Genomic DNA, 12,669 nt, shown 5'->3' with positions numbered 1-12,669 from the left:
CATACCTACGTAAAAAAGTCGGTATTATGCAGAAATTTAAAGTTTTGTGTATATTTTTCATTAAAATTTTATATAAAAAATGGTCATATTTTATATAAAACTATCCGTTTTGTACTGTTTTTAAACATATTATACCTTTTTTTCAATTGAATATTTTTCACCCACTCACTGTTATGCTTTTATTTTTATAACCGACAAAATCATACTATTTTGTCTATTTAAATCTAAAGTGGCATATTCGAATTATGATTAATCAGACAATATGTCTAAACTAATTAAATTATCATACCTGTAAGAATATCTCTTTTCTAATATTTTTTGCTTATAAATGAAGTACTTTCAAAACATGGAATTAAGCTTCAAAAAGTATGAAAATATTTAAGACAAAGATATAGGAGTATCTCATGAATCTGGAACAAGTTCGTCTCGTTGATGAAGCTATCACTTCTCGACATTCTGTCCGCGCTTTTTTAAATACTCCAATTGAGTCAGGAGTTATTAAAGATATATTACAAGTCGCAAGTCGAGCACCTTCTGGAACAAATACTCAACCGTGGAAAGTGTATGTAGTAACAGGCAACAAGCGTAATGAAATGGTTGAACGTGTCTGTGCAGCACAAATCGAAGTTTCAAAAAACCCGGAACTTGCAGAACAATATAAAGAAACTTTTGCCTATTACCCTGAAAAATGGATATCCCCTTTTATTGACCGCCGCCGCGAAAATGGTTGGGGACTCTATGGTCTACTCGAAATTAAAAAGGGCGAAAAAGAAAAAATGGCTGAACAACAGTTACGTAACTTTAAACTGTTTGATGCACCAGCCGGCCTTTTCTTTACAGTAAATAAAACCATGGGAATTGGATCTAAAATGGATATCGCAATGATGATCCAAAACGTGATGGTTGCTGCCAAGGCACGAGGTTTAGATACATGCCCACAAGCAGCTTGGAACCATTTTCACCCTATTGTTTTAGATATCTTGGGTGCATCAGATGATGAAGAGCTAGTTTGTGCAATTGCGTTAGGTCATGCTGATCCTAATCACATTGTAAATACCTTCATTACACCTAGAGAACCTGTCGAAAATTTCGCAGTTTTTCTAGACGAATAAGATCTAAGTCGCCATTCTTTTAAAACTATGAGAATGGCTTGGTTTCTACTTGTTGCACCGCTTTTAAAACGACAACGAACCCACTCAGCGTAAATAACACCATCATTACGCCCATGTTGAGCGATGCAGACCAAATGAGGAAGTTAAGCAGCACGCCACCCAAGAGGCCACAAGCGAATTGCATACTTCCCATAATTGCACTGGCTGTTCCGGCACGGGCACCTTGTTTGGACATTGCTAATGCCATTGCATTTGGTCCTGTTAAACCAATGCCTGAAATAGCTAAAAATAGCCCTACCATAACAAGCCATAAAGGCGCAGCAGGAATTAAACCCGCAATAAATACGATAATGGCTCCAGTCACTTGCACAAGTGAACCTGCCTTTAACCGTTTAGTGATGTCAACACGTGATGTTAAATGCTTATTTAAAGATGACATCAACATAATGCCAAAAGCATTTAGTCCAAAGGCATAAGCAAACTCTTGCTGATTCAGTCCGTATTGATCCATAAAAACTGCTGGTGCTGAGCTGATATAACAAAATAGCGCCGCCCCTGTTAAACAGCCTGCAAACATAGGTAAGCGGAAACTCGCATCTTTGAAAATAGCCCCATATAGAGTAACGACTTGATATGGTGACAACTTGAGTCTTTTATCGATTGCCAAAGTTTCTTTAAAAAAGAAATGTACGCATAGCCAGCATATTGCTCCCACGATTGAAAGCGCAATAAAAATCGCTTGCCACGGAAACCAAATTAAAATCCATGCTCCAATCATCGGCGCCAAAATAGGTGCTAACCCCATGACAATCATCATGCTTGAAAAAGCTTGTGCCGAGCCTTGAACATCTAATCTATCGCGTATTGCTGCACGGGCCATAACCACACCAACACAGCCACCTAAAGCTTGCAGAATACGAGCAGCAATCAATCCCCATTCATTTGTAGCCAATACACAAAATAAGCTTGCGACTGCATAAAGTGCGAGACCAAAATAAAGTGGCTTCTTTCTACCAATCCGGTCGCTTAGAGGACCATAAACCAACTGCCCAACAGCTAGACCAAAAAAGTAAGCTGGTAGTGTATTGGCCACCATTTGTGTACTTACCCCAAAATCATGCGCCATTTGTGGCAAAGCAGGTAAGTACATATCGATGGATAATGGCCCTAAAGCCGTAAGTAAAGCGAGCAACATAATCCAGCCAATAGAGTATTGACGCTGGGCTGTTTGTTCAGACATAACGATATTTCATTTTTCAATCATTTGCATACAGACAAGCTTACACTGTCTATCGTATGATTTGTGCAACATTGGTGTAGAAATACACAAATCCTTTATCCTCAGGTTGATCAGCAAGGACTTCCTTTGAAATCTTGGTTTAAACGCCTAAAAAGAGCGACTTATAACACAACATTTATGTATAACGTGCGAATGCTGATAGCCTTTTCAGGAACTGCTTTCGTGCCTTATTTCCTGGGCTATCAATTAGCAACAATTCCGCTTACTTTAGGTGTGGTTGCAGCCGGTTTAAGCGATATTGATGATCGCTTTTCAGTACGAATCATGAACCTGATTTATACTTATATTGGGTTCTTCATTACCGCCGCTTCCGTACAATTACTTTTCCCCTACCCAATGGCTTTTGCTTTGGGATTGATTGCTTCGTGTATTGGCTGGATTTTACTGGGTTCATTAGGACGTCGTTACGCAACCATCTCTTATGGATGTTTGGTTGTTTCAGTATATACCATGCTAGGTGTTCATCTCTTCGACCACTGGTATATTCAACCAGCCCTTTTAGTTGCAGGTGCTGCATGGTATGGCTTAATTGCAACTATTAGTTTTTTACTATTTCCAGTTCGACAACTACAAGACAAACTGGCTGCATCTTATGCATCCCTAGGTGATTTTCTCTTTGCAAAATCAAATTTGTTTGATGTAGATATGACTGCTGCAAGCTATCAGCAAAGTATGATCGAACTGTCATTAGAAAACGGCAAGTTAATTACGATTTTTAACGACTTAAAAACAGCTTTATTAACTCGTTTAAAAGGCGACCGCGGACAAAAAGATACACGCCGAAGCTTACATTATTATTTTGTCGCTCAAGACATTCATGAGCGTGCTGACTCCGCTCATATCGATTATCAAAAGTTAGCCAAAATTTTTCAGCACAGTGATATTTTATTTAGATTCCAGCGAATTTTGGCGGTTCAAGGCAAAGCTTGCCAAGAGTTAAATGAATGTATTTTGCAACGTAAACCTTATAACCATAATAAAAGGTTTAAACAAAGCTTTGAAAACCTACGCCTCTCATTAGAAAAGTTACGTCGTGATCAGCATTATGACCTTTTATGGGTAAATGCACTTTTCGCTTTATATCAAAACTTAAAATCTATCGACTCTCAGTTACTCAACTTAGAAACGGAACAACACATTCAATCTGATAAAGTAAAACAAGCCGAGAACCAGCTTAAAGATGATGATTTACAAGGATGGAATGATATTGTTGTTCGAATAAAACAGAATTTAACTCCTGAATCTGTGCTGTTCCGCCATGCAATTCGCGTCTCAATTGTTCTTTTTATCGGATATGTATTGATTCAAATGACCAATATTGAATATGGCTACTGGATTATGCTTACAGCACTATTTGTAAGCCAGCCTAACTTCAACGCAACCAAACGTCGCTTACGCTTACGAATTGTCGGAACATTAGTTGGGATTATTGTAGGTCTTGCGATTATCTTCTTAATTCCTTCAACCGAAGGGCAACTATTCATGTTGATATTAAGTGGCGTTCTGTTTTTTGAATTACGCAGTAAACAATATGCGCAGGCAACTGCCTTTATCACAATATTGGCATTAATTAACTTTAATCTAGATGGTTCGGCAATGGCTGCGGCTATTCCTAGATTTGTAGATACTTTAATTGGATGTGCTTTAGCTTGGTTTGGCGTGACATTTATTTGGCCCGACTGGAAGTTCCGTCGTTTACCTCGCAACATCAGACGTTCATTACAAGCTCAATGTAATTATTTAGCTGAAGTTGTGAAACAGTATCATGAAGGCCGTAATCATGCGCTGAATTATCGTATTGTACGTCGAGCTGCACACAATACAGATGCTGAAGTTGCTTCACTTATTTCCACTTTAGCGACTGAGCCAGACTTTGACCCAACTCGTAAATCCGATATTTTTGAATTTTTATGTTTAAACCATACATTTTTAAGCTATATCGCTGCACTTGGGGCACATCGAGAAAGCCTTCAGGATCAAGCTGTTCTTAAATTATTAGACCAAGCGCTAGATGATATTCAAGGCGCTCTATTAAGAGATGAAATGCCTGATCTTACAGCACAAAATATGCTCCAAACGATACGTCAGCGTCTAAGCCAAAATGATGAAAATGACCAAAAATCACTCATTATTTTACAGCAGCTCTCACTCATGCTTGGTGTGCTGAACCGATTTAGTATGTTAAAACAACGTCTAAGTCATGATCTTGATAATGATGCCAGTGAGCTTGCATCATTATAAATTTGCCTCGGAATTTAGTATTAAATTGGCATAATATCCTTTCCTGACTTATGCCAATTAGTGCTAAACTTAAAACAGTTTACAATTTGTTATTTGCACTATGACCGCGAAAACTTTATACGCTTATACGCTTCAGCCTGTTCCATATGACGTGTCAGAAGCTGAACAACGTAATGCACAGCTTCTTATCTGGCGCAGCACCAATAAAATCAGCACAAAAATTTGGGCAATTATGGGTGTAGTTTTAGCCCTAGCTATATTAGGTCTTATTTTTATTAAGAACTACTCTACTGTTTTTTGCTGGGTTGCTATTGTCGCTGTAGTACTTTACTACCTAGGTCGTAAATACGGATTAGAATGGTACGTTAAACGCAAAATGAATGAATTTCCGGTACAGGAAATCAAAGGTATTCGTTTAGGCGTGCAGCCTCATGGCATTGTGATGCGCCAAAAAATGGGCCAACAAGAAGGCGTTGGTACAATTGGATGGAAAAATATCTACGAATGGTACAATGGACCTGATTTCATCTTGGTAAATTTCAAAGTAAAAGATCCAAAAGGCCAAGAACAACAAGGTGCTTATATTTTACCTAAGCGTATGGATTCTAAAAACTTCTCGTTCAATACGATTCGCACGCATTTAAAAGAAGCTGTAGGCGAACCGAAAACTCTGTAAGTTTTGATTTCATAAAAAGCCTCCTTATGGAGGTTTTTTATTACAGTAAAAACAAATGATAATGAAAATTAATATTATCTCCAAAATCCATATTATCTACTCAATCTTCGGCTATACTTCTTTACAAGATCTCCATCATATTCACATTTTCGACCATGTTTAAAAAAATTTTATTTCAAATTCATTGGTTTCTGGGTATTACTGCTGGCCTAATCTTATCCATTATGGGTGTAACAGGTGCAATTTATTCTTATGACCAACAAATTTTAAAATGGATAAATTCTGATAGTTATGTTGTTCAAGCTGAAAGCACTCCAAAATTAACCCCTGCTCAGCTATATCAACATTTCAATACCACTCAGCCTGAAATTAAAATTAATAGCATTACGATTGCCAAGGATCCGACCGCCTCTTCTACTGTCAATATTGAAAAAGAAGGTGAACGCCGTGGCTATAATATGATGGTTAATCCTTATAACGCTCAGGTTCTGCCGGATATTAAAGGCCGAAAACTGTTGTTATTAATACAACAAATTCATCGTAATTTAACCGCAGGCGAAGTTGGCAAGCAAATTACTGGTGCTTGTGCGCTCATGTTAATTTACTTTGTACTGAGTGGATTATATTTACGCTGGCCTAAAAAGCATTCTGCCCGTCAATGGCTCGCGGTTAAACCAAAATTGAAAGGCCGAAATTTTATTTGGGATCTACATGCTGTTGTTGGGACATGGGTCATTGTTTTTTATCTACTATTCGCATGTACAGGTCTATATTGGTCTTATGACTGGTGGCGTAGTGGCATGTTCAAAGTGATGGGAGTTGAACAACCCAAGCCACAAGGTCATGGCCCCGCTCCTCAAAATCGAGGAATGCAACAAAATAAACGATCTGAGCATAATACTGATAAAAAATCAGAGCCTCAGTTAGATAATACTCAGCTCATTACAGCACTTAATCAAACATGGAGTGGCTTCAATAGTCAGGTCGGACGTGATTATTCGACACTAACATTGAACTTACCAAAAAAAGATGATGGAAAAGTTGAGTTAAGCTTTGTCGATGCTACCCCGCAACACGAACGTGCACGCAACCAAGCCATCTATAATTATCAAACTGGCACTATCGAAAAGATGGAGCTCTACGAAGATAAAAAACTTAATCAAAAAATCATGAGCAGTATGTTACCTGTACACCGTGGTAGCTTCTTTGGACCAATTTATCAATTCGTTGCGATGCTTGCTTCATTGGCAATGCCTTTATTCTTTGTTACAGGGTTGATGCTTTATCTTAAACGCCGCAAACAGAAAAAGTTAACACAGGCGGCTCGTCAGTCTTTAGCTGGACAATATATTGATCCAAATGCAAAGCCTTGGCTTATTACCTACGCAACTCAAACTGGTGTAGCAGAACAACTTGCTTGGAGTACGGCAACAAGTTTACAAGAAGCTCATCAACCAGTTCAGGTTAAACCTGTACAGCAGCTAACACAATCTGATTTAGAGCAGCATGAGCAGGTTTTATTTGTAATCAGTACATACGGTACTGGTGATGCTCCCGATCTCGCTACAAGCTTTGCTAAAAAGTTTTTAAAAGTGAATCTGGACCTTAAGCACATGAACTATGCTGTTTTAGCGCTAGGTTCTAAAGAATATCCTGATACGTATTGTAGTTTTGGTCATGCAGTAGATGCTTGGCTTAAAACTAATGGTGCTCATGCCCTCTTTAATACAATTGAAGTTGATAATGTAGACCTATCGGATATTCAAAACTGGAATCAATCACTTGCGAAAGCAACTAAATTAGATTTACACGCTGTAAATTTAGAAAAAGTTTTTGATACATGGAAGTTACAACAACGTGACTTACTCAATCCAAATAGCTTAGGGCAACCTGCTTATAATATTGAGCTTAACGCAAAGCACGAAGCAATATGGCAAGCTGGTGATATTGCTGAAATTCAGCCTGGTAATAGCCCTGAACGTATTCAGGCATTCTTACAGAAGCATCATATTCTTAAAAATGCCAAAGTCGACTCATTAGAAATCTCAATTGAGAAAGCGCTTTGGAATAAAGATTTAACGGGCGAAATTGAACCATTTGCGAATCTGGACCATTTATTAGAACAGCTTCCTAACTTACCAACGCGAGAGTACTCAATTGCGAGTATTCCTTCTCAGCAAGTGCTTCGTTTGGTTGTTCGTCAACAATATGACGCATCCGGTAACTTAGGTTTAGGTTCAGGTTGGCTGACTCAACATACTCAAGTCAATGATGACGTTGCTTTGCGTATTCGTACCAATGAATCATTCCATCTTATTGATGACAACCGCCCTATTATTTGTATTGGTAACGGAACTGGTATTGCAGGTTTAATGAGCCTGTTACATACACGTACTCGTCATGACTACACTGAAAACTGGTTAATCTTTGGTGAACGTCAAAGAGCATGCGACTTCTTCTATGCATCAACAATTGAAGCATGGCAAACAACAGGAATGCTAAAACGTCTAGATTTAGCATTTTCCCGAGATCAAAAACAACGCGTGTATGTTCAAGATGTAATCCGTCAGAATGCAGCAGAATTAGTAAGCTGGATAGAGCACGGCGCTGTTCTCTATGTCTGCGGTAGTATTGATGGTATGGCAAGCGGAGTCGACCAAGCACTGGTTGAAATTCTAGGTGATGAACAGGTAGATGAATTAAGACAACAAGGCCGTTATCGCCGTGATGTTTATTAAAGGCCAATAAATCAGAAAACCGAGTAATGGCACAGATGCTTTACTCGGTTTTTTATTGCATTCAAAATGATTTTGCATACACTGTCTGCAATTTAAATTGCAACTGTAAACACAATGCAAGTCAGTAAGTGGATCCGTATTTTCCTAGCAATCATTGGTTCGATTTTATTTCTAGATGGGTTAGTTTTAATTTGTCTCAATAAAATTAATGTCGGCACAATTATCCCTTTAATTTTGGGCGCCTTCTTCTGCCTCTATTCTTTATTCTATTATCATTTAGAGCGTTTCTTCTTCTATCATTATCGCTTACACACACTTTGGCGTTTCGGCTGGTTATGCCTCTGGATATGGCTAATTAGCTTAGGCTATTTCTTTGATTTTATTAAACAGAATAAAGAGACAAATCAAAATCTGCCTCCAGTAAATGCAATCATTGTATTAGGTAGTGGGGTAGAAAATGGTCAACCATCCAAAACTCTTGCAAAACGTTTAGATACAGCTGCCCCTATTGCTCTAAAACAGCTCCAAGCAAAAGTTGTTTTAACGGGAGGCCTTGATTTTTCAGAAAAGGAAAGCGAAGCATTAGTTATGTCTCGCTATCTAGAGCAACATTATCATATTGCAAAAGAACGAATGATTCTTGAAGATAAAAGTACAAGTACTGAACTTAATCTAATGAATAGTAAACCACTATTAGCACAGCACCACATTACCCTCGACCAACCGATTGCTATTGTGACAAGCGATTTTCACACTCCACGAGCAGCAGCTATTGCTAAAAAACAAGGTTATACGCAAGTTTATACAGTGGCGGCTGAAACACCATTAGCTACTCGCTACAATTCTTGGTTACGAGAATATTTCGCTTTTGCAAGTGGATGGTTTCTTAACGAATATTAAGAATGACTTATTTCAAAACTGCTATTAAAAAATAGCAGTTTTTTTACGCAAGAAAGTATTGTTATTGGTTAGAAATAGATCTAGTAAGCTTATAAAATATATAAAGCTCTATTTGAGTCATTACATGGCAAATTTAATATAAGAAAAGTCTATTCAATAAAAATATAAAATAAATTTTTTAAGAAAATTTTATGTGAAATAATTTTAGTCTATAACTCAGGCAATCACTTTTAAACACAGTTAGGTTTTAAACCTATAGCCCCAAATTAAATAACACAAAAGTCATTTATCCAAATAAGAAATAACTTAACTAATGATTTTCAGTCAATTGGAGATATAAACTTTGAGCTTTAGAATAGAACAACTAAATTTAGAGTGACTTAGATAAAGAATTCAAATACAGATTGAGAATTATAGATAAATAAGCAATTTAAATATTAGAAAAATTTAACTTTCGGAATGAAATAATGGTGGGCGCTGACGGGATCGAACCGCCGACATTCTGCTTGTAAGGCAGACGCTCTACCAACTGAGCTAAGCGCCCTTAATGAGAAAAGATAACGAATGTATCTTTATACTCTACATTCTCTAGACAAGGGAATCAAGAGAATGGCGCAGCGGACGGGGCTCGAACCCGCGACCCCCGGCGTGACAGGCCGGTATTCTAACCAACTGAACTACCGCTGCACTACAATACTTTAAAATAAAGTATGGTCACATATATGGTGGGCGCTGACGGGATCGAACCGCCGACATTCTGCTTGTAAGGCAGACGCTCTACCAACTGAGCTAAGCGCCCCAAGAAGAAAAAATTAATTATTCATTAATTTTTTGATATAAGATTTTTACATCTCAAATCATCTTCCAAACACAACTCGAACTGAAAAGTGGCGCAGCGGACGGGGCTCGAACCCGCGACCCCCGGCGTGACAGGCCGGTATTCTAACCAACTGAACTACCGCTGCACTTTCACAATATCGAAATTGTGGGGTAAAACGATGTTAAGTCTTAAGTGGCGCAGCGGACGGGGCTCGAACCCGCGACCCCCGGCGTGACAGGCCGGTATTCTAACCAACTGAACTACCGCTGCACTTGAGAGCTTAACGTAAAGGCTTGGTGGGCGCTGACGGGATCGAACCGCCGACATTCTGCTTGTAAGGCAGACGCTCTACCAACTGAGCTAAGCGCCCTTTAACGTCTTCATCGTTTGTGAGGTGCATTATAGAGAATCTTTAACAGGTGTCAAACGCTTTTCGACTTCTTTTTAAAAAAATGCGAATGAATGATTAAAAATAAGTCATTATTAAGTAAAAAACAATTTTTTGTATTTTATTTAAACACTTATTTCAATATTTTCTGCATTTACACCGCTAACCAAGAATAGATAAAACTCGCACTCAGGTTAAAGATTGTTCAGATAAATAAACTAATGCATCTTCAGCAACTAAATCAAATAGCTCAATGATTTCTTCATTACGCATTCGAACACACCCATGTGACATTGGCACCCCCATTGGTTGCGTGTCTGGAGTTCCATGAATGTAGATATAACGTTGCATAGTGTCGTGGCCTTCCCCTTTATTAAACCCAGTCTCTAGGCCATCTAACCAGAGAATACGAGAAAGTATCCAGTCTCGTTCAGGATATTGGGCAGCTAACTCAGTGCTATAAACCTCCCCTGTTGGCTTACGTGCGATAAAAACTGCATTTTTGGGAAACTCTGCACCAATTTTCTTTGCCACTCTATGCCATCCACGTGGTGTTCTACCCGTGTTTTCCTGCTCACCAATTCCATTCTTTCCTGTAGAAATGACATAAAACTTATTATGTTTAGGCAAAGTTAATGTTTGGTTTGCTAAATCGATGAGAACATCAGCATCTTCGAACTTAAATTGAGACATTGAACTTATTCTCTTATATCAACTCAAATATTTTGAGTTTAGCTAAAAAATTATTGTAAGGGCTTCTCTTGCATTGAAAATAAAAGATTATCAATCTTCTTTTATCTACGCGCAGCTTTACTGCTTGTCTTGCGCCAAAATAAAAGATTATCAATCTTTTATTTTGGCTCAGGGCGTAGCCATAACCAAACTGCAACGATGAACATAGTAATATCAGTAAAAGCCTTGACCAAAAGTGGCGCTGAAGTAAATAACATTATAATTCCACTAATTGCCATCATTATGCTTGCAATCCACTTCGCTTTACGAGGTACTGTGCCATTGGCTCGCCAATTACGTAATGTTGGTCCATATTTAGGGTGATTTAACAACCAATCATCCATTTGTGGCCAGCCTTTTGAAGCAGCCCAAGCAGCCAGAATCAAAAACACTGTTGTCGGCATACCTGGTAAAATTGCTCCAATAATGCCTAGCGTGATAAAAATCACGACTAAAGAGCGCCAGAACAATGTTCGCATATATAAACCTTAACCTGCTGTTGGCGTTAGTATAAAGTGTTTTTCTAATGTTTTTTTGTTGATCCGTTAGGAAATTAGGATGAATTACTTCGAGTATTAAATGTATGAATATTGCCTCAGTTAAAACGTCCTATTTCGAGCCATGGCTACAATTTCAACATCCTATAGTCCGACAGCTCGCATTTTGTATTGCTAGTCCAAATTTACTTTCCCAACTACCAAAAAGTCTATTTATACAACATCATTTTAAGCTACATCCAACCGAAGTATGGGAAAGTCATTTTCAAAATTATTTGCCACGTTTAAAAGAGCTCGATCAGTCCCCAGAGCCTTTAATTCAGTTTTTATCTCAGCTTAAAAGTACACGTTTAGGTTTACGCTTTGAGCATCTACTCTGGTTTTGGTTACAAGAGGATCAGTACCATCCCTATCAATTATTGGGACATAGTATTCAAAAAATTGAGGGGCCAAAAACTTTAGGAGAACTAGATTTTTTAATTCTAAATAAAGAAACTCAAGAAATTGAACATTGGGAGGTTGCTTTAAAATATTATCTCGGTGAGGCAGATTTACAATTAGAACAATGGATTGGACTGAACCGTCAGGATACTTTAAGCAAAAAGCTTTACCACTTTACCAACAAACAATTTCAATTTCTTGAAGCATTAAACTTTGAAATTCATCAACGCTTTGCAGTTTTAAAGGGACAACTTTATCTCCCTTTAGATTTAAATTTGCAGCAGCCCCTACCTGACTGGATAAATTTAAAGCGTCGTTTGGGCTATTGGGGCACCACAATTCCTCATTCTTCTTTTTATCGATTAGAAAGGCACGAATGGCTGTGCCCAAATAAACAGCCTAGTTCCGCCCCAGCACATTGGTGGACAGACGGCTTATATTGTAAAAGTGGTCAGGAGGTTCAGTTTTTTATGTTTAGACACCCTTCACACTTAAAATTAAAGTCCAACATTCAGAAATTTCAATAATTAACAATAAATTTAAGATTCTAGACACATTTTATAACGTTTTTACTATTAAACAGTCATGTTTCTTTTTCCGTTTGTTTTTTAATCTAAATTCACTTCATTATTAAATTTAAACGGAGAAAGTGATGAAAAAAGTTTTAGCTGCTTCTGTAATGATTGCTGTTGTTTTAACAGGCTGTAATACGTTTAAGGGTTTTGGTAAAGATGTTTCTAAAGCAGGTGATGCTGTAACGAATACTGCTGAAAAAACACAAGATAAAATGTAAGTTAGAGTTGTCACTAAAAAACCTTATCATT

Annotated in this window: 10 protein-coding genes and 6 tRNA genes; 7 read left to right on the top strand and 9 right to left on the bottom strand. The window is 37.9% G+C overall.

Annotated elements, in window-relative coordinates; translation table 11 throughout:
- Positions 1-404 precede the first annotated feature (404 nt).
- Positions 405-1,112, top strand: coding sequence for a nitroreductase (locus tag MKL38_RS13425; protein WP_231762616.1), 708 nt, complete (start codon positions 405-407; stop codon positions 1,110-1,112).
- A 25-nt stretch (positions 1,113-1,137) separates the two neighbouring features.
- On the opposite strand, the gene MKL38_RS13420 is transcribed toward MKL38_RS13425, so the two are convergent.
- Entirely contained in the window at positions 1,138-2,352 is a 1,215-nt protein-coding gene (locus tag MKL38_RS13420; RefSeq protein ID WP_270903501.1) for a multidrug effflux MFS transporter, read from the bottom strand.
- A 126-nt stretch (positions 2,353-2,478) separates the two neighbouring features.
- On the opposite strand from MKL38_RS13420, the gene yccS reads away from it, so the two are divergent.
- The 4 genes from yccS (at position 2,479) to MKL38_RS13400 (ending at position 8,967) form a co-directional block, all read left to right on the top strand.
- Positions 2,479-4,653: a YccS family putative transporter gene (gene yccS / locus MKL38_RS13415; protein ID WP_209831949.1), complete on the top strand. Its 2,175-nt coding sequence runs from the start codon at positions 2,479-2,481 to the stop codon at positions 4,651-4,653.
- A gap of 100 nt (positions 4,654-4,753) precedes the next feature.
- Complete coding sequence (locus tag MKL38_RS13410) at positions 4,754-5,329, top strand: SdpI family protein (RefSeq protein ID WP_005036343.1); 576 nt, start codon at positions 4,754-4,756, stop codon at positions 5,327-5,329.
- 155 nt (positions 5,330-5,484) lie between these two features.
- Positions 5,485-8,067: a sulfite reductase flavoprotein subunit alpha gene (locus MKL38_RS13405; protein ID WP_270903500.1), complete on the top strand. Its 2,583-nt coding sequence runs from the start codon at positions 5,485-5,487 to the stop codon at positions 8,065-8,067.
- Positions 8,068-8,181: 114 nt separating this feature from the next.
- Positions 8,182-8,967: a YdcF family protein gene (locus MKL38_RS13400; protein ID WP_270903499.1), complete on the top strand. Its 786-nt coding sequence runs from the start codon at positions 8,182-8,184 to the stop codon at positions 8,965-8,967.
- 468 nt (positions 8,968-9,435) lie between these two features.
- On the opposite strand, the gene MKL38_RS13395 is transcribed toward MKL38_RS13400, so the two are convergent.
- The 8 genes from MKL38_RS13395 to MKL38_RS13360 form a co-directional block, all read right to left on the bottom strand.
- Positions 9,436-9,511 (bottom strand) — tRNA-Val (locus tag MKL38_RS13395).
- A gap of 66 nt (positions 9,512-9,577) precedes the next feature.
- Positions 9,578-9,654: transfer RNA gene (locus MKL38_RS13390), tRNA-Asp, on the bottom strand.
- Positions 9,655-9,690: 36 nt separating this feature from the next.
- Positions 9,691-9,766, bottom strand: a tRNA-Val gene (locus tag MKL38_RS13385).
- A gap of 89 nt (positions 9,767-9,855) precedes the next feature.
- Positions 9,856-9,932, bottom strand: a tRNA-Asp gene (locus MKL38_RS13380).
- A 48-nt stretch (positions 9,933-9,980) separates the two neighbouring features.
- Positions 9,981-10,057, bottom strand: a tRNA-Asp gene (locus MKL38_RS13375).
- A 24-nt stretch (positions 10,058-10,081) separates the two neighbouring features.
- A tRNA-Val gene (locus tag MKL38_RS13370) sits at positions 10,082-10,157 on the bottom strand.
- A 207-nt stretch (positions 10,158-10,364) separates the two neighbouring features.
- On the bottom strand, positions 10,365-10,868 hold the full coding sequence (elsL, locus tag MKL38_RS13365) for a cell wall-recycling L,D-carboxypeptidase ElsL (protein WP_270903498.1): 504 nt from the start codon (positions 10,866-10,868) through the stop codon (positions 10,365-10,367).
- 158 nt (positions 10,869-11,026) lie between these two features.
- A complete protein-coding gene (locus MKL38_RS13360; protein WP_045435412.1) occupies positions 11,027-11,386 on the bottom strand; it encodes a YbaN family protein in 360 nt (119 codons plus the stop codon).
- Positions 11,387-11,490: 104 nt separating this feature from the next.
- Between MKL38_RS13360 and MKL38_RS13355 the strand changes: the two genes are divergently transcribed.
- Entirely contained in the window at positions 11,491-12,372 is an 882-nt protein-coding gene (locus tag MKL38_RS13355; RefSeq protein ID WP_270903497.1) for a DUF1853 family protein, read from the top strand.
- A gap of 122 nt (positions 12,373-12,494) precedes the next feature.
- Positions 12,495-12,638: an entericidin A/B family lipoprotein gene (locus MKL38_RS13350; RefSeq protein WP_003655297.1), complete on the top strand. Its 144-nt coding sequence runs from the start codon at positions 12,495-12,497 to the stop codon at positions 12,636-12,638.
- The last annotated feature ends 31 nt before the right edge of the window (positions 12,639-12,669 follow it).

Origin of the sequence: Acinetobacter sp. AOR14_HL, from assembly GCF_027855175.1 — a bacterium.
Taxonomy (GTDB): Bacteria; Pseudomonadota; Gammaproteobacteria; order Pseudomonadales; family Moraxellaceae; genus Acinetobacter; species Acinetobacter calcoaceticus.
The sequence above is the reverse complement of the archived record's forward strand: the minus strand, read 5'-3'. Positions and strand labels throughout refer to the sequence as shown.

Bases quoted from the DNA above. Each gene is read 5' to 3' on its own strand.
- MKL38_RS13425 (WP_231762616.1), top strand. From the start codon at position 405: ATGAATCTGGAACAAGTTCGTCTCGTTGATGAAGCTATCACTTCTCGA.
- MKL38_RS13420 (WP_270903501.1), bottom strand. From the start codon at position 2,352: ATGTCTGAACAAACAGCCCAGCGTCAATACTCTATTGGCTGGATTATG.
- MKL38_RS13410 (WP_005036343.1), top strand. From the start codon at position 4,754: ATGACCGCGAAAACTTTATACGCTTATACGCTTCAGCCTGTTCCATAT.
- MKL38_RS13405 (WP_270903500.1), top strand. From the start codon at position 5,485: ATGTTTAAAAAAATTTTATTTCAAATTCATTGGTTTCTGGGTATTACT.
- MKL38_RS13400 (WP_270903499.1), top strand. From the start codon at position 8,182: ATGCAAGTCAGTAAGTGGATCCGTATTTTCCTAGCAATCATTGGTTCG.
- elsL (WP_270903498.1), bottom strand. From the start codon at position 10,868: ATGTCTCAATTTAAGTTCGAAGATGCTGATGTTCTCATCGATTTAGCA.
- MKL38_RS13360 (WP_045435412.1), bottom strand. From the start codon at position 11,386: ATGCGAACATTGTTCTGGCGCTCTTTAGTCGTGATTTTTATCACGCTA.
- MKL38_RS13355 (WP_270903497.1), top strand. From the start codon at position 11,491: ATGAATATTGCCTCAGTTAAAACGTCCTATTTCGAGCCATGGCTACAA.